This is a genomic window from uncultured Friedmanniella sp. (assembly GCF_964244285.1).
Classification (GTDB): Bacteria; Actinomycetota; Actinomycetes; order Propionibacteriales; family Propionibacteriaceae; genus Microlunatus.
In genome coordinates this window covers 758399-775003 of the sequence record NZ_CAXTHT010000002.1, presented here as the reverse complement: position 1 = coordinate 775003, position 16605 = coordinate 758399, and the positions used below count along the sequence as shown (strand labels likewise).

The window sequence follows — 16605 nt, the reverse complement described above, 5'->3', positions numbered from 1 at the left end:
ACCCCCGTGAACCCTGGCCCGCGAGGGGGACGACCCCCTCGGACCCCCGTGAACCCTGGCCCGCGAGGGGGACGACCCCCTCGGACCCCCGTGAACCGCTGGTGACGAGTGGCATCCGCACGGCCTGGGACTTGATGGTGATGCCGCGTTCCCGCTCGATGTCCATCTTGTCGAGGTACTGGGCGCGCATGGCGCGGGCGTCGACGACGCCGGTGAGCTGCAGCATCCGGTCGGCGAGGGTCGACTTGCCGTGGTCGATGTGGGCGATGATGCAGAAGTTGCGGATCATCGCCGGGTCGGTGCGGCCCGGGCTCGGGGCAGGCTGAGTCACGTGGTCTTCCGGTCGGCGGTGCAGGATCTGGGCGACCGCGTCGGCGGACGCCCGGTCACCCATCATCCCACTTCTCCGCTCCCCAACCTCGCCGCGGAAACCGGTGGCCCCTCCCGGGTTGCCCGGCGAGGATGACGGCATGCCCACCGGACCGCCGGACAGCTACGGCCGCGGTATCCGGCTGCCCTGGGCGGGCTTGCCGGCGGAGGTGCGTGGCTGGGTGGCCGGACAGCTCGGCGGCACCGTGACCGAGGTCGAGGACCGGGTGGGCGGCTTCTCCCCCGGCTGCGCCGCCGTGGTCGCCACCGGCCGCCGGCGGGGGTTCGTCAAGGCCGTGAGCGACCGGCCCAACGCCACGTCGCTGGAGCTCTACCGGCGCGAGCGCGACCGGTTCGCGGCCCTGCCCGACCATCCCGCCCTGCCGAAGCCGCTGGCCGGGACCGACCTGACCGTCGCGGGTGTCCCGTGGACCGTCACCCTGTTCCCGGCTCTCCCCGGCCAGCCGCCGGCCCACCCCTGGACGGAACAGCAGGCCCGGCTGGTCTTCGACCGCTGGGGTGAGCTCAGCCGCTCGCTGGTGGCGCACGACGGGGCCGGACTGCCCGACTCGAGCGAACTCGTCGGCTTCTTCGACCGCTGGCCCGAGCTGCTGGGGGACGCGGACGACCCGTGGTCGGTCCGACCCTGGGTACGCGAACGGGCCGAGCGTCTGGTCGCCGGCGCCGAACGGGTCCAGCGCGAGGTCGTCGGCAGTACGCCCGCGCACACCGACCTGCGGGCCGACAACGTGCTGGTGGGCGAGCCGGTCGGCGATGCCGAGCCGCCGGTCTGGTTCGTGGACTGGGCAGAGGCGCGGACGGCCGCCGCCTGGGTCGACCCGGCGCTGCTGGCCGCCGACCTCGTGGTCTCCGGCGCTGACCGCGCCCAGGGCGGTCAGCTGGACGTGCGCGGGTTCCTGGCCGAGCACCCGACGACGTCCGGCATCGACCCAGAGCTGCTCGGGCACCTCCTGGCGGCGCTGGCGGCGACGCTGCACCGGCTCTCGCGGCGCCCGGCTCCGCCCGGCCTGCCGACGATCCGGGACTGGCAGGCCCGCTGCGCCGAGCGGTTGCTGGGCTTCCTCTCCCGTGATTTGGGCCCGCCCGACCGCCTTTGGTAGTGTGAGCGGTCGCGCCTGCGGGTCCCAGCACGCTGGCCCGCGGTGCAGCAGACAGCGACACCGTACTGAACCGAACACCCGACACAGACAACAGAGGCTTGCCCCGTGGCGAACATCAAGTCCCAGATCAAGCGGATCAAGACGAACGAGAAGGCTCGGCAGCGCAACAAGGCGACCAAGTCTGCGCTCAAGACGTCGATCCGTCGTTTCCGTGAGGCTGCGGCCGCCGGCGACACCGCGAAGAGCGTCGAGCTCGCCCGCGCCGCGACCCGTCACCTCGACAAGGCCGCCTCGGCCGGCGTCATCCACAAGAACCAGGCGGCGAACCGCAAGTCGGCCATCGCCGCCGAGGCCGCGAAGCTGAGCTGAGGCTCCGCGCGTTTCGACCGGCGTCCACCCCACGCCGGCGTCCCGCGGCCGCGACCTCGACACGCTCCACCTTGCCGTGTCGAGTCCGAACGACGTCCCGATCACCTCACGTGACCGGGACGTCGTGCGTTCCGCAGACCCCGCTCCGCTCGTGAGCCCGGGTGCCTTCCGCTCACCGATCCGAGCTGAGCGCTAGCCCCGCCGGGCCCGGGCGACGACGAGCACGGCCCGTTCGAGAGCGAAGCCGGCGTCGTCCGCCGCTCCCTTCACCTCGGCGTCGGCGACGGCCACGGCCTTGAGCGCGGTGGCCAGTCCGCCCTGGTCCCAGCCCCGGGCCTGGCTGCGCATCGTCTTGAGCTTCCAGGGCGGCACCCCGACCTCGCGGGCCAGGTCGGCCTCCCGCAGCCCGACGGGCGCGGTCACCAGCTTGCCCAGGCCGCGCAGCCCGGAGGCGAGTGCGCTGGTCACCAGCACCGGTGCCACCCCGGTCGAGATCGCCCAGCGCAGCTGCTCCATCGCGGCGCCGGTCCGACCGGCCAGCGCCGCGTCGGCCACCGCGAAGCTGGTGACCTCCGACCGGCCGCCGAAGTAGCGCCGCACCTGCGTCTCGTTGATCGAACCGCCCTCGGAGTCCGAGACCAGCTGGCTGACGGCTGCCGCCAGCCCGCGCAGGTCGTGACCCACGGCGTCCACCAGGGTCTGCGCCGCACCGGTGTCGATGCCGGCGCCGACCCGGCGGGCTTCCGCGGCGACGAACTGGGGCAGCTCCCACGGCTTGACCGCTGCGGCCTCCAGCACCGTGACCTTGGCGGCCTTGAGCTTGTCGAGCAGACCCTTGCCCTTCTGACCACCGCCGTGCACCAGGACCAGCGCGAGGTCGTCCAAGGGCGACCGGGCCAGCGCCAGGACGTCCTCGGCGAGGTCGGCCGGCAACGCGGCCAGGTCGCTGACCACGGCAGCGCGACGGACCGCGAACAGGGAGGCGCCGGTCATCTCGGCGAACCGGCCCGCATCCAGGCGGTCGGCGTCCACTCGGCTGACCTCGGCCTCGGGTGACTCGGCCCGGATCTGCTCGACCAGCCCGGCGACCGCCCGGTCGGCCAGCAACCCCTCGGGACCGCTGACCAGGGTGACCCGACCGAAGGGAGAGGTACGCGCTGCCACCGGCCCAGCATGGCAGCAGTCGCCGACAGTTCCGCCCCGACGGGAAGCGCCTCGACCCGGGCGGGACCGTCCGGCGTTGCGTCACGGCGCTCCGCGGCCCGACCCTGAGAATGACGTCAGACCGGCGGCGAGCACCGGGCGTCCCGAGGCCACCGGTCTGCGGACGGACGAGGAAGGGGCTGGGGTGGTGAGCACGCTCGAGACCTGGGTCCGACGCCTGGTCGGCCGGTCCTCGGCTGCGGACCCGTCCGCCAGGAGGTCGACGGGTGCCGGCGCCGCGGCCGCGACCGCGGCTGAACCGCGGCTGGTCGGTGAGCGCGTGGAGGTCCGACGGCTGCTGGTGGTCCGACCCGAGACGGTGGCGGTCCTGCTGCCGTCCGGCGGCGAGCCCCAGCTGCGGTCGGCGGGAGATCTGCTCGTGCCCCCGTTGCTGGCACCGGGCGCCCCTCGGGTCTCGGCCCGGGCCCTCAGCACAGCCCCGGTGGACCTTGACGTCACCGTGACCGACCTCGTCACCTTCGACGGCCACCAGGTCGACCGGGCCGCGCTCCGGCTGACCCTCGAGCTGGCTGAGGACGACGGCTACGGCCCGCTCCTGGAACTGGTGGCCAGCCACCCTGACGACCCGGAGGAACAGCTGCTCGCCGCCGTCCACCGCGAGGTCACGGCCGCGGTCCGGGGCGCCTTCCGGATGAACCGGCTCGCCGACCTGCAGCGGCTCACCCTGGCCGTGGTGCTGGAGGGTCGCTGGCTACCAGCCCGGTTCGGTGCCGGCACACTGCGCTGCCGGCACCTCCGGGTCCAGCGTGTGCGCTGGCCCGACGAGGACGAGGCAACGGTCCCCGTCCGGGTCGACGCTCCCGTGACCCCGACACCCGACCCGGCCCTGCCGCGGAGCGCCGCGTGAGCGCGGTCTACGCCAACCCGGGGGCGGCCGCACCTGCGCTGGGCAGCGTCGGGGTCCCGGCCCGCGCCGACGACGAGGCGCGGCTGCTGCTCCGGGTCCGGGCCGCGGCCACGCTACCCACCGTGATCTGTCTGGCCGTGCACCTGGTGTTCCTCGTCACCTACTGGATCCCCGAGACCAGCGCCGTCCCGGCCCACGACTGGTGGCTGTCCCAGCTGTCACCGCTGGTCGCCGAGGCGACCACGAGTGCCGGGACCGGTCAGGTGCCGGCGCAGTCGGCCCAGCTCGGCGTCGGCGGCGAGCTGTTGACGGTGGCCGCCATCGTCCTGCTGCTGCTGGCCCGGCACCCCCGACGACTCGGTCAGAGCGCCGTCCTGGTGCCTGCGGCGCTGGGCACGCTGGTGGCGGTGGTCCTGCTGCTGGCCATCGCCATCGACGGCCGAGCCCGGTCGTCGGCGGTGGCGATCCTGCTGCTCGTGCTCTGGGTCGGTGCAGCCGCGTACGCGACCTTCTTCAGCCTGCTGCTCGACCTGGGGCAGACGCGGCCGCGGAGCTGGCGCAACGGGATCCCGCTGCTGGTGGGCTACGCCCTCATCGGTCCCGCGCCGCTCGCGGTCGGCCGTGCCCTGTTCGGTCAGCCCCTGCGGGCGGCGGCAGCCTCGCTTGAGGGCAACAGCGTCGCGCTCCGGCTGAGCGCCCTCACCACCGGCTCGACGGTGCTGCTCTACCTGAGCGGGGTCGGGGTCGGGGTGGTGGTCTGGGCGGCGTACCAGTGCTGGCCGCCACGCCGCGACCTCGGCATGCTGGTGCGGATCGCCGTCGTCGTGGGGTCGGTCACCGTCACGGCCAGCCTCGGCGGGGTGGCCATCGGAGCAGCCGAGCGCCGGGCCGACCAGATCCGGCTCGCGAGCCCGGCGAGGGCCATCACCTTCGGCTGCGGCAGCGCTCAGCTGGCGCAGCCGCCCGAGGCGACCGGGGCTCCGGCACCCGCCCGCACCCTGGTGGTCACCGGCCTCGGCTGTCGCACGGTGACGAGCTTCCAGGGCTACCGCCAGCTGGCCACCCGCGACCTCGACTTCTCCGTGGCCCCGGTCGCCGCGTCCGGCCTCGACGGCCGACGACTGACCGGCCGGGTGGCGAGCGCCCAGTACGGCGACGTCCTCGTGGTGGCCGGGACGACCCAGCTGGACACCCGCGCCGACCGGCTCGCGGCCGTCCGGATCACCGACGCCCGGGTGCTGTGGGAGTTCTCCTGCCCGGCGCACGAGGCGTTGCGGATCCGCTTCAGCGGCGTCCCGGCGGGAGACGACGCGGCCCGCGGGCACCTCAGCGGCAAGGTGAGAAGGCACCAGGTGGTGGCGCAGTGCGGGTCGACGCTGCGCCGGCTCGACCCGGTGACCGGGCTCCCGGGGGCGGGCTGACCGAAGCGTCCGTCCGGGCCGGTACGGTCTCACGGCCGCCGCTGGGTGACGGCGCCGAGCCGGCCGTCGGTCCAGGTGATGGCGACGGAGCCGTTCTGGTCGGTCCGCAGCACGGTCATCCCCAGCGACTGGGCCAGGGCGACGGTCTTCGGGGCCGGGTGGCCGTAGTCGTTGTCCACCCCGGCACTGGCGATCGCGACCGTCGCCCCGGTGGCGGCGAAGAAGGCCGCCTCCTGCCGGGCCGAGCCGTGATGGGGGATCTTCAGCACCTGCGCCCGCAGGTCGGTGCCTCGGCTCAGCAGGGCCCGCTGTCCGGGAGGCTCGACGTCGCCGGTGAGCAGCACCCGCAGCCCGTCGACGTCGGCGAGCAGCACCAGGCTCGCGTCGTTCTCGGTCGCGGACTGGTCGCCGTCGCTCCCCTGCGGGGGCACCGGACCGAGCACGCGGAGCGCCACCTCACCGACCGTCGCCGCCCTGTCGACCTCCGGCACCTCCACCGGGACGCCCTGCCGGGCAGCCAGATCCCGCGCGGTGGCCGCCTCACCGGCGGGCGAGGCGAGCGGGCTCACCCACACCCGGGCGACCGTACGGCCGGCGAACACCCCTGCCAGACCGTCGACGTGGTCGGCGTGGAAGTGGCTGAGGACCAGTAGTGGCACTTCCCGGACGCCCAGCTCGTCCAGACACCGCCGCATCGCCTGCGGGTCCGGACCGCTGTCCACCACCACCGCCTGGTGGTCGCCGGCCCGCAGCACCAGCCCGTCCCCCTGGCCGATGTCTTCCCTGCTCAGTGCGGACCTGTTGCAATACCCGCTGACAAGGCAGGCCGCTGAGGTGGCTCTATGGAGTAGAGCCGGTTGCAGCCGGCAGCGGTCTAGTTGCCAGTCCCTCCGCTGCTGTCTGCAGGAGTACCGGGTGGGCTTGCGATGACGCTGTCGAGCAGGGTGTAGCGCAGCCGGCGCCGTTTCGGCTCGTACTCGTCTTTCGATGAGGCTCTTGCGAATGTCTCTTCAACGTGGAGCAGTCCTGCGTCCTCGAGGTCCTTGGCGCCGCGAGCCCAGGTTTCGTCGGAGAGGTAGTACTGAGCTTTTCGTGTGCCCGAGAGCATGGCGTCGTGGTCGGCGCGGCCTCCGGTGGCCTCCTTAAGCACCAGGTAGAGGCCGATCGCCCGGGCGGGCAGCGCCAGAAGCCAACCCTGCTTCCAGAGGTCGAGCGGCGCTTGAAGGTAGCGCCCACCTGCAGCGGAGGTCGACCCGTGGTGAAGAAGCTTGATCTTGCTCGTCTTGCCTGGTCGAGGGGTGCGCTCGATGAAGTGCTCCCGCTCGAGCCACGCCAGCGCGTCGCCGACACGTCGGGCGCCGGAAGTCTCATGGTTCGAAAGGCCAAGCATGCTGGCGAACCAGTAAGCCGCGGGGGGCTCACGCAGTTCGTAGGGTTGCCTTGTCGCCATCAGGGCGAGGGTGAGGTGCAGCTTCAGGCGGACTTCGCCGGCGCGAACGAGCCGGGCAAGAGGGGGCCGCTCGCCCGTGACCTGCTCGCGCACGAATTCGACGGGGAAGCGGACAGAACTGATCCGCTTGGATCGATCTGCAACCAGGCGAAGCTTGCGCAGGGGCTCGGCGGGCAGGCTCGTCGACATCTTTGATCCCTTCTCGGCAGACGCGGCCACGGCCGTAGCGGAGTCGACAGGGATTCGCGGGGTTCGACGGGGTCCAGAGGGGTACCTGCAGTCCTTATAAGTGACTCCGCTCAACGCGGCGGGGTCAGTATGCCACCGATGTGGGGGTCAGTCCGCCAACATCGCCCCCCTTACCCCGCTCAGATGGTGTCCGTCATTCCGCTGATGTGGCGGGGGTCACCGGGTTGCCGGGGTCGGGTTCAGGCCTCATTGTTGACGACGTGGGAAGCCCCAGCACCGAAGGTCGGTGCGGGGCTCCCCCAGCCGAAGGAGGTGGTGCCCGATGCGGCGAGGATTCCGACTGAAGATCGACTGGACGCGAGGATCAGTCTCGATCACGCTGGAGCCGTTGTAGGCGCCGGGGTGGGTCGGGCCGCTGCAACGGTCTCGACCCACCCCAATCACACCTCATGGTGCGATCCAACGCAAGATTGCATCCAGTCCGTCGGTGGATGTAGGGAACACAGTGGACTGAGGCGTGGAGACCAGCATCAGCTCCAGTCTGGAGTCCTCGTGAAGGGCTCTGACCAGCCCAAGTCGGCTCCTGGGGGCCCGGAGGGCTGGCTTGGCCGGGCGTAGAACCACTCGACCATTCCTTGGTCATGGTCGGCGACTGCGTAGGCAAGGACCCAGCCGCTGATGGTGCAACGCCAGAACCAGGCCGTGCGTCCGTCGTCGGAGACTTCCATCTGGATCCCGTGGTCGGCTGGGAGACCACGTCTGGTGAAGTCGGCGGTGGTATAGACGCCTCCGACCAGGTCAGGCCGGAAGCTGCCTCGGGTCCGGCAGTGCCCGATCGCGGAGGTGCCAAGCAGGGTGAGCACGTCCCGGGTCTCTCGGAACTCGCGGTCGTCGACGCGGCGGCCCGACTCATCGACGGCTTGGCTTCCGGCCCGGGCCGCCTGCTGCTCCGCGAGGCGCCGTTCGGCCTCGGAGCGGGTCAACGGCAGGGCCCACTCGACGATGGCGTCGAGGACCGACCAGCACTTCGCGGAGTTCGCGCGAGTGTCGTAGGCGAGTTCGCGGCCATGGGCAACGCCATGTCGAGACAGCGACCCTGCCGCCTGGGTGTGCGAGACATTCTCGCCGAAGACTGCCTGCAGAGCCGGTAGGCAGGCTTCGATCGTGACCAGCTGCCGGGCGTCGGCGAGGTCGGCTTTCGCAGAGCCCTTAGTGAAGAACTTCTTTCCCGCCGCAGCGTCCATGACGACGCCCTCCATCTGTGCGTGCAGGATCGGGATGGAGGCCTCGTAGCTGTGGTTCTCGTGGTGCTGCTTCGCCTTGACCAGCAGCCGGGCGCGTTGCTGGAACAGTGACTCGAGGTCGCGCTGCCGGGCGCCGGCTCCCATCGTCCTGACTCGGTCGCAGACGCGCTTGGTGCGCCAGGCGCCCTCGCCTTCCCACTGCCCGGCGAGCATCTCGTCGGCCGCGTCGCCGTCGCCTGACCGTGCGACGCTGACCGCCTCGCGGACGGTGCTGGTGTCCATCTGGAACGGCGACCAGCCGCGGGGAACGAGCACCTCGAGGGCGTCCTGCATCGAGGTCAGCAGCGTGTCGTGGTCACGCTTCAGCACGTGCAGTTGGTCCCACTGCGCCGCCGCGCGGGCGCCGAGGAGGCGGACCCAGCTCCCCTGGTTGGTGTCGCCGATGGCGTCCAGCAGGGCGAGCCGGGCGCCGTCCGGATCAACAGCGTGCCGAATCTGGCGCCTCAGTTCTGCCGCGTCGCCCAGGCCGGGTCGGGCCATGTCAGGACTTCTCTGATCGGGTGGGGCCTGGGCGCGGCAGGAGAACCTCCGCCACATAGTCGGGGTCTTCGCTGCTCAGCCGCAGGACTAATGTCGTGCCGGGATCGACGCCGGTCGTGTAAGCGTGCGCGACGAATGGCGGGATGCCCCACTCGGCGGCCTGCTGGCGGGTCAGGGGCGGCGCGGGTTGCCTGGACCGGGTCTCGTAGGTGTGACGGCCCTCGGTGACCGTGGCCAGCGCGATGCCGTGAGCCTTGGCGTAACTCAAGGCGCCGCTCTGGTAGGGCGCGGTGGAGAACATGACTGCCTTCTGCGCGCCGACGCTGCGGAGCTTGTCGTTGAGCACCTGCACGAGTTCTCGCTTGATGGGGTGCTTGTGCAGCTTGGCCTCGGCCAGCACCAAGAAGCTCATCCCTCCCCAGTTGAACCGCGCGGTCGCGTCGAAGTCGTAGGTGCCGTCGGCACCCTCGATTTTGTCGTGCAGGGTCACCACGGGAGCCGCGCCTGCCGCAGGTCCCAGCGCGCTGAGCAGGTCGACGACGAACTGCTCGAACTCAGCCGGCCTGATCTCCCCTGCCGGGTAGCGGGCCGTCACGGCGGCGACGTCGTCGTCGGCAGTCACGTTGCTCCTGCGACCGAGGAAGCCCTTGGCGAAGCGGGCGCCGCCCTGCCTCGACGACGGCGGGGAGGCTGAGATGGCGTGGCCTGCACCACCAACCGTCGGACCGCCTCGCCCAGCCCTGCGAGGCGGTAGTCGTCCAGCATCGCGGCGCTGGCCCGGTGGCTGCGGCCAGCCCCGTTCAGCAGTGTGGCGATCAACAGCAGCTGGGCGCTGGAGGACAGCATCACCAGCTCGTTGGCCGGGAGACGCGTGCCCCTGTGGTGCTTCTCCCCGAGGTAGGCGGAGTGGAACATCTCGGCCCACGCCTGCGGGTCGCCGACGTAGGCGGCGAAGCTGGCGCCGGCGTTCAGCGCCAGGGCGGCTTCGTAGGGTGGGGTCTCGGTCCAGCGCGGGACGGGACGGCGTGCTCGGCGCGCCCCATCGATCACCGTGGCGACGTACTGCTCGATCGCGGCGCCGAGCTCGATGACCCGGCGTGTGGGGTTGGTTGTCGGGGTGCGGTCGCGGACCCGGACGGCATTGGCTGCGTCGGGATACCGTCGGTCCAGCGTCACCCAGCGGGCGACCGCAGTGGGTCCGCCGAGGTCGGCGAGGCTGAACAGCGGCGTCTTGTCCTGCTGCCGGTTCCCGGTCCGGTCTGGTGAGAGAACGGCAGGCTCGACGAGGCCGCGGTGGTAGAACGAGGCGGCCGTCCGCTCGGACTCGGCTCCTTCGAGGACGATGCGGGCGCGCGGTGACGGCAAGAAGCGGCCGTAGGCGAGGCTGAGGAGGTCTTGAACAGCCATCGCGACGTCGACGTGGTGGGTGTGCTCGGTCGGCCTCTTGGAGGTGGTGATGACCTGGAGGGCGGTACTGACGGAAGTGAGGTGGTCCTGATCGTCCTCGGTTTGGGCCCAGCCGCCGCGCAGGGCCACCGCGATCGGGCCGACACGGCCGCAGGGCTGCTCCTCGGTGCCGCGCAGGTTGATGTCGAGCGCGTCCCAGCGCTGCTCGTGGTCGAGATGGATCCGTCTGGTCATCGGCTCGAAGCCGGCCCAGGCCGCAAAGGGCAGGTCGACGGTCAGCCGAGTCACCCGTGGGCCACTCGCGCTACCGACGCCGACGGCGATCGTCGGTCCGCGGTAGGTCCGGGTCGAAATCTGACTGCCTCCCAGGGACTGGGTGAGGCCCTCCCCGGTCACCACCGGCACCACGACGGAGCCGACCTCGGTGATGCCGAATAGCCACCGGGGCGTCGGGTCGGCTCCCTCCGCCAACCCGTTGAAGAGGCTGTGCAGGTCGGCGAGGGTGCGGCCGGCCGGCCGCTGCGTCTTGACCTGGACGACTCCGCCGACGAGCTGCAGATGCCCGCTGACCGCCTCGGCTTCGTCGAGGGGGGCGGTCGGTCGGATGTCGGTGTCCAGGGCCCAGAAACGGCCCAGGACACCGGAGGGCAGGAAGGCCAGCTTGCTCGTCATGGTCGACCCGCAAGGTCGAGGTCCTCGAGGTTGTTGACGGCGGTAAGACGAGACCTCAAGCGGCCGGCGTCCTGCGAGTCGGTCTGGGCCTTCTCCGCGGCGAGGACGTTGTTCATCCGCCGCAGGATTGCGGCCTCGGCTCGGGCGGTGTCGCGGTCCGACCTCAACGACTCGACCTTGGCTTCGAGGTCGGCGACCCTGGCGCGGAGGTCGAGCTCGTTCTGCGGGACGTCGCCCTGGGCCCTGACCTTGGCGTAGAACTCGTCCTTGAGGTCGGGGTGGCGATGGGTCAGCAGGTGCCGTTTCACGTCGGCTTCCTCGGCCAGGGCGACCACGGTGAGGGCGCCGGTGCTGCGGATGGGTTGTCCGGTGAGCAGGCGGTCCATGGCGTCGCGGATGAGTCGGCGTTCATCGAGGGCCATCGAAGTCCTCCAGCGTCTGGCGTTCGGCGTCGTGCCGGTCGGCGTGGGTGGTGAGGGTGTCGGCGTGCGCGGTGAGCCGGTCGGCGGCCGGCTTCGGCATCAGCTCGGCCTGGTGGCCGAGCCGGCCGGCTTCGTCGCGCAGCTGGGTTGCTTGGCTGTCGGTGCGGGCGACGTTCCCGCAGGTCGGTCGGCACTTGTCCAGCCGCGGCGTGGTCGTCGAGCCGGGCTCGGCCGGGCTGAGGCAGAGGGCGGCGTCGCGGCGGAAGTGGCACCACAGGAACGTCTTCTCGTTCTGGAACACGGTCAGGCGCTGGTTGCGCAGCAGGCTGGCGGCTTGGCGCTGGCTGGTCACGATCCCGTTGAATTGCTCGTGCTGCTCGTCGAGCGCGGCGACGAAGCTGGCCGCGGCCGGCCCGGAGACGCCCTCGCCGCTGCTGAGGTCTTCCCGGGCTTGGCTGAGGCGGACCGCGATCGAGCGGGCGGTCTCGAAGTCGACGAGCTCCTGCAGTCCGTCTTTGGTCCGGCTGGCGTAGCCCTCCGAGATCGCCGTGTGGAGGTGGCCGTACTGGATGGCCAGGGCGACCAGCCCGCGGGGCTCGTTCGCCAGGTGCCAGGCCAGGGTGCGGCGGAACCTGATCGGCGAGATGGTGCCGTTCGGGTCGTCGGGGACGGTGCCGGCCTGTCGGGCGTTCAGGTGGTCGACGAACCGGGTGACGCTGGCCACCATCGCGTGGCGGGACCGCGACCGGGAGTCCTGCTTGCGCAGGCACTTCCAGGTGGCCGGGAACAGTAGCCCCCGGCCGCCGCGCAGGGCCTCGAGGGCGCGGATCGCCTGCACGACCGGGGCGACCGCGACCCAGGGCGTGCCCCGCACCTCGCCGCGCGAGTCGTGGTTGCCGTGCTCGTCGCGGACGGACTTGAAGTGGCGGGAGTGGATCAGCATCCAGCCGCCGTCGCGGCTGCTGGGTCGCAGGCAGCCGGCTTCGAGGGCCAGCACCTCGCCGGTGCGCATCCCGGTCAGGTAGGCGATCACGATGAAGCAGGCAGCCTCGAGCAGGCTGACGAGGGTCAAGATCTCGTCGACCATCACTGCGGCGGGCAGGATCTGCGCCGCCTCCGCGTCGAGCTCGAGAGGGACCTTCACCTCGACACGGCGGGCCGGGGAGTAGCGGTGGCCGGTGGCGTAGCGGACGACGTCGTCTCGTTTGGCCCAGGCGTGGGCGCTGTCCAAGGTCACCTGGTTCAGGCAGGCCACGTGCAGCACGTCGATGGCCACCCCGTGGCCGCCGTGCCGGGCGGGGATCGGTGCTCCGGTGGCGCGCAGGTGATCCAGGTAGGCGTCGAGCCGGGCTGCGCCGTCACGGCGCCGGTCCCCCGCAGCCGCCTTTTCGGCAGCCACGGTCTCAGGGATCTTCCGGAAGCGGTAGGCGGTCAGGACCGGCTCGGTGCCGTGCTCGACCATTTGCAGCGCTCGGTGCAGCAGCGCGCCCATCGTGGCCGCCGCGATCGGTTCGGTGATGTTCTCCCCGCCGCGCATGTTGGTGGCCAGGTAGTCCTGCTGACCGCCTCCCAGCCACGGCGGCCGCCCGGCCAGCGCGACCGCGGGAAGCTGCTGGCCGATGACCCACAGACGCAGGACCGCCGTCATGTCGTTGCCGAGAGAGTTGGCGGCGAGGCCGCGTTCGACGCGTTCGTAGGTGAGGTAGTCCCCCATCAGCGTCGACGTCAACTTGTTGAGGTCGGTGACGCCGCGCCCGTCGAGCCACCGGGTGAGCAGCTTCCACCGGGTCACGGTCCGATAGACCGAGAAGGCGCCCAGCGTCTGGCGGATCTGGGGTGCGTGCGCCCGTCGCATCTCGTCGGGGAACGGCAGGTTCAGCAGTGCCCATGCCGCCAGCTTCAGGTGCGGGCGGAAGGTGGCTCCGATGTCGGCCCAGTGGATGGTGGCCGGGTTGCTGGTCGGGTTGGCGTCGAAGAAGTCCAACGACCAGACGTCGTCGCCGAAACGCGGGACCGGGCTGGCGGGGAACGGCGAGGTGCCGGTGAAGATCAGGTCGTCGTCCGCGGGCGGCGTGACGTCGGCCGCCTCGACCTCCAGGGCTGCGCCTGCGCGGCCCGTCATGGGTCGAGCTGCCCGTCGAGGAGGGCGCCGACGAGGTCCCGGTCCGCCTCGGTTAGGGAGGACAGCGCCTGCCGCCACTGGGCGTCGGTGTAGTGGTTGGTGCGCAGGTCGTGCAGTCGCGCGTAGTGCGGGGCCCAGTCCTGAGCCCAGACCGCCGGCGGCAGCGAGTCGCGCAGCCGGGCCAGAGACTCGTGCAGGTGTGCCAGCCGGCCCAGGTGCCGCGGCATCACCACGGCGTTGGTGCAGGCCAGGCAGAGCAGGAACGAGGCGGTGCAGGGAACGCCCCAGGTGGAGAACGGGCTGCGGGTGTGGTCGGTGCAGCCCGCGGTCGCGGTGTCCGCCGTGGCGGCCTCGTCGCGGCCGGCGACGGCCGCCACGACCCGGCGGGCGTGCTCGATCGCGTTCCCGACGCCGCGGGCGATGACCGCCTCGGCCTCCGCTGCGGTGTGCGGGTCGGTGAGGACGTAGGCCGCGTCGTGGGTGTCGCGGCTGTTCTGGTTCGGTTCCCGCCGGTGCCGCACGTTCACTGCCTTCCGGATCCGGCGGAAGTTGACCCGGTCCCCGGTCGCGGCCCGCCACTTCGCCTGCGAGTGCACCGCGGTGCGGAGGTCGTCCCTGACGTAGTCGGCCGGCTTGGGAGACGTCGACGCCATCACCACGGCGAGACGGAACACCAACAGCCGGTCCGACGGCTTCCCGTGGGCGCGACGCAACGCTCGCGCGGGCTCGGTCGCGGCCAGGATCCGGGTCAGCAGCCGGCCCGGTGACCGGGGCCCGTCGTCGGGCAGGGACCGGGTCTCGTAGCGGTGCGGCGGGTGGCGGCGGCGCTTCTCCAGCTGCACCGAGTAGAGCGGCCGGCCCGGGTCGCCGCCGAGGTCGGTGGGCGTGCGCAGCTCGACGACGGTGGTGTAGTTCCAGCCCTGCTCACACACCAGCAGCACGGCGGCGGCGAAGGCCTCGTGCTCGTCGAGGAACAGCCGCTTCCACGTCACTTCGGCGACCGCCCCGCCCAGCACGGCCTGGACGTCGGGCGCCACGTGCCTGCCGCCCGAGCCGGGCCAGCGTCGGTGGGCCACGTCGCCGGTCGTCGCCAAGACCTCCAGCGCTTCGCCGAGCCGGGCGTCGTCGCTGCCCTCGGCGAACGAGCCGGCCCGGAACGCCTCCAGGTGCGCGACGTTGGTGGCGATGCGACGTTCGGCCGGCCCGAAGACCGCGCGGGCGTGCCCGCTGATCTGCTTCAGCTCGTCGTCGCTGTAGGACGGCTCGTCAGCCTTGGCGTCAGGGTGGCGGCGCGCCATCTCCCGCCGGGCGCCGGCCGGCACCGCTGGCTGGTCGCGCAGCAGCAGGGCCACCACGCGCACCGCCCGGCGGCCGCCCGGCGAGCTGGGCCGCGACAACGTCCAGCGCAGCCAGACGGCCCGGTCAACCTCAGCAAGAGACCTGGTCACGTGGTCCTGGTCGGCGAGCCAGCGGGCGAACTGGCCGAGCATCTGCCAGCCCTGGCGGCTGGTCGGCAGGTTCCGCCACGGCCCGGTCGGTCGGACCCGGTCGGCGAAGACCGCGGCGAGCTCGCGCTGCAGCACCTCAGGCACCGGCAGCGTGGAGAAGTCGTAGCGGGTCGTCCGGTCGCCCTTCTCGTTGACGTGGACCACGACCAAGTCCTGCAGCACGTCCGGCCGGCGGTGCCCGGCCTCGGGCAGTGCCGCCGCCCGGCCCCTGGTCACCGTCCCCCACTCGGGGCGACGTCCTGCACCCGCCCGCTCGCGGCAGCCACCGCCTGCAAGAACTCTGCCCCCGCGGCGAGGTCGCCCTCCAGCAGCGAACGGATCTGCACGTCTTGGACCGGGGCCAGGTAGATGTTGCGGGTGGTGTCCTCCGACCGGTGCCCGAGCAGGTCCTTCACCATCCGCCACGGGTTGCCGTAGAGCGCAGCGAAGTCGCGGCGCTGCTCGGCGTCCAGCCCGAACCGGGTGTCCAGCACGTGCTGCAACGCGACCAGCATCGTCAGCGCGAACGAGTGCCGCGCCATGTGCGGGGTGCAGAACGGCGCCCCGGGCCCCAACAGCCGCCGGCACCTTTTCGACGCCGCGGAGAACACCGCCTCCCACGAGTGGCCCTGGAACGGCATCCCGTCCTCGCCCACCCACAGCCACGCCGGCTCCAGCCCGTCCGGGCCGCGCACGAACAGCCGCTCGCGCAGCGGCACCGGCAGCCGGTCCAGCCGGCCCTCCCCCGCCGTCCCGGTGGCCTCGTCGACCCAGCGCAGCACCGGCACCGGCGCCAGGCCCGTCTTCTCGACGAGCAGCTTGCCGGGGACCCGGTCGTAGCGACCCGCCTCCTGAGCAGCGCGGACTGCGTCCGCCCGCGACGTCGCCAGATAGGCGCCGATGCGCCGCAGCGTCGCTGTCGTCACGTAGAACGGGCGCCCCGACCCGTTCTTAGCCACTGCCGTCGCCAGGCGACCCCGCTGGTAGCGAGAACCCTCGGCAACAGCGGGAAGCTCCAGCACGAGCAATGAGGCGCCCTCGGTGCGGCGCAGTCCGCTGTCGAACAGCAGGTCGGCGTAGGCGGCGTTCCGGTCGCCGTTCCTGCCGCGGAACGTACCGTCCGGCAACCCGGAAGCGTCCAGGCCGAGCAGGCCGACGTCGCGCCACCGTGACCACGCCCGCGGCGTCAACCACTTCACGTCGGCTGTCACCACGTCGTGGGCTGCCGCGTCCAACGTCTGCACCATCTGCCCGTCACGGGTCACCCGCACCCGCGTCGCCACCGGATTCGCCGCGATCTGGCCGGTTGCAACCGCCCACTGGTAGAGCCGGTTCAGCGCTGCGAGCTCGCGCATCCACTTCGAGCCACCGACCCGGCGCGGGTTCGTCGGAGCCCTGCGCCGCCAGTCCTCGTAGTCCTCCACGTCGTCGCGGGTCGCCTCCGACCACGACCTCGAGCGCCGCCACAAGAAGTCGAAGAACAGCCGGTAGTCCTTCAAGTACGACTCCTGCGTCGCATCAGCCAGCCGCAAGAACGGCGCCGAGTTGAAGTACGACGTCAACACCGCGTCGACCCCGCCCTCCGGGCTGGTCATGAACGCCGAACCCGGCCGGATCCGCACCTCGGCCTCGCGCCGCTCAAGCTCGGCCGCACTCCACAGGTCCTCCGCCGTACGCGCCGGCACGACAGCCCCGACTCGATGAACCCGCCACCCCGTCAC

General features: G+C 71.9%; 15 protein-coding genes. 4 read left to right on the top strand and 11 right to left on the bottom strand.

Features of this window, described 5'->3' with window-relative positions:
• Positions 1-289 (bottom strand): GTP-binding protein (locus tag ACFE7W_RS07945; protein ID WP_375424236.1); only part of this gene is annotated, 289 nt, incomplete at its 3' end.
• A gap of 181 nt (positions 290-470) precedes the next feature.
• Here ACFE7W_RS07945 and ACFE7W_RS07940 point away from each other — a divergent pair.
• Together ACFE7W_RS07940 and rpsT are read left to right on the top strand one after the other, a co-directional pair.
• The gene (locus ACFE7W_RS07940; RefSeq protein WP_375424201.1) at positions 471-1490 is read left to right on the top strand and encodes an aminoglycoside phosphotransferase family protein; all 1020 of its coding nucleotides are present in this window, start codon (positions 471-473) and stop codon (positions 1488-1490) included.
• A 105-nt stretch (positions 1491-1595) separates the two neighbouring features.
• A complete protein-coding gene (gene rpsT / locus ACFE7W_RS07935) occupies positions 1596-1859 on the top strand; it encodes a 30S ribosomal protein S20 (protein WP_375424200.1) in 264 nt (87 codons plus the stop codon).
• 192 nt (positions 1860-2051) lie between these two features.
• On the opposite strand, the gene holA is transcribed toward rpsT, so the two are convergent.
• Entirely contained in the window at positions 2052-3023 is a 972-nt protein-coding gene (holA, locus tag ACFE7W_RS07930; RefSeq protein WP_375424199.1) for a DNA polymerase III subunit delta, read from the bottom strand.
• A 187-nt stretch (positions 3024-3210) separates the two neighbouring features.
• Here holA and ACFE7W_RS07925 point away from each other — a divergent pair, with 187 nt between their 5' ends.
• Positions 3211-3930 carry a hypothetical protein gene (locus ACFE7W_RS07925; protein ID WP_375424198.1) on the top strand — a complete coding sequence of 240 codons (720 nt, stop codon included), beginning with the start codon at positions 3211-3213 and terminating at the stop codon, positions 3928-3930.
• Entirely contained in the window at positions 3927-5351 is a 1425-nt protein-coding gene (locus tag ACFE7W_RS07920; protein ID WP_375424197.1) for a hypothetical protein, read from the top strand. The genes ACFE7W_RS07925 and ACFE7W_RS07920 overlap by 4 nt, the downstream gene beginning before the upstream one ends.
• A 29-nt stretch (positions 5352-5380) precedes the next feature.
• On the opposite strand, the gene ACFE7W_RS07915 is transcribed toward ACFE7W_RS07920, so the two are convergent.
• The 9 genes from ACFE7W_RS07915 to ACFE7W_RS07875 form a co-directional block, all read right to left on the bottom strand.
• Positions 5381-6106, bottom strand: a complete 726-nt coding sequence (locus ACFE7W_RS07915) for a ComEC/Rec2 family competence protein (RefSeq protein WP_375424196.1) — start codon at positions 6104-6106, stop codon at positions 5381-5383.
• Between the two features lie 119 nt (positions 6107-6225).
• Positions 6226-7020: a hypothetical protein gene (locus tag ACFE7W_RS07910; RefSeq protein WP_375424195.1), complete on the bottom strand. Its 795-nt coding sequence runs from the start codon at positions 7018-7020 to the stop codon at positions 6226-6228.
• A gap of 500 nt (positions 7021-7520) precedes the next feature.
• Positions 7521-8774, bottom strand: coding sequence for a hypothetical protein (locus ACFE7W_RS07905; protein WP_375424194.1), 1254 nt, complete (start codon positions 8772-8774; stop codon positions 7521-7523).
• A gap of 1 nt (position 8775) precedes the next feature.
• Positions 8776-9396: a restriction endonuclease gene (locus ACFE7W_RS07900; protein ID WP_375424193.1), complete on the bottom strand. Its 621-nt coding sequence runs from the start codon at positions 9394-9396 to the stop codon at positions 8776-8778.
• Entirely contained in the window at positions 9393-10853 is a 1461-nt protein-coding gene (locus ACFE7W_RS07895; RefSeq protein WP_375424192.1) for a hypothetical protein, read from the bottom strand. Before ACFE7W_RS07895 ends, ACFE7W_RS07900 begins: the two co-directional genes overlap by 4 nt.
• Positions 10850-11275 carry a hypothetical protein gene (locus ACFE7W_RS07890; RefSeq protein WP_375424191.1) on the bottom strand — a complete coding sequence of 142 codons (426 nt, stop codon included), beginning with the start codon at positions 11273-11275 and terminating at the stop codon, positions 10850-10852. Before ACFE7W_RS07890 ends, ACFE7W_RS07895 begins: the two co-directional genes overlap by 4 nt.
• Complete coding sequence (locus ACFE7W_RS07885) at positions 11262-13397, bottom strand: hypothetical protein (protein WP_375424190.1); 2136 nt, start codon at positions 13395-13397, stop codon at positions 11262-11264. The genes ACFE7W_RS07890 and ACFE7W_RS07885 overlap by 14 nt, the downstream gene beginning before the upstream one ends.
• Positions 13394-15121 (bottom strand): hypothetical protein, encoded by a 1728-nt coding sequence (locus ACFE7W_RS07880; protein WP_375424189.1) that lies wholly within the window; start codon positions 15119-15121, stop codon positions 13394-13396. Before ACFE7W_RS07880 ends, ACFE7W_RS07885 begins: the two co-directional genes overlap by 4 nt.
• Entirely contained in the window at positions 15118-16569 is a 1452-nt protein-coding gene (locus tag ACFE7W_RS07875; protein ID WP_375424188.1) for a tyrosine-type recombinase/integrase, read from the bottom strand. Before ACFE7W_RS07875 ends, ACFE7W_RS07880 begins: the two co-directional genes overlap by 4 nt.
• Positions 16570-16605 lie beyond the last annotated feature (36 nt).

Coding starts and splice junctions, on each gene's coding strand:
- ACFE7W_RS07890 (WP_375424191.1), bottom strand. CDS start 11,275: ATGGCCCTCGATGAACGCCGACTCATCCGCGACGCCATGGACCGCCTG.
- ACFE7W_RS07885 (WP_375424190.1), bottom strand. CDS start 13,397: ATGACGGGCCGCGCAGGCGCAGCCCTGGAGGTCGAGGCGGCCGACGTC.
- ACFE7W_RS07895 (WP_375424192.1), bottom strand. CDS start 10,853: ATGACGAGCAAGCTGGCCTTCCTGCCCTCCGGTGTCCTGGGCCGTTTC.
- ACFE7W_RS07940 (WP_375424201.1), top strand. CDS start 471: ATGCCCACCGGACCGCCGGACAGCTACGGCCGCGGTATCCGGCTGCCC.
- ACFE7W_RS07905 (WP_375424194.1), bottom strand. CDS start 8,774: ATGGCCCGACCCGGCCTGGGCGACGCGGCAGAACTGAGGCGCCAGATT.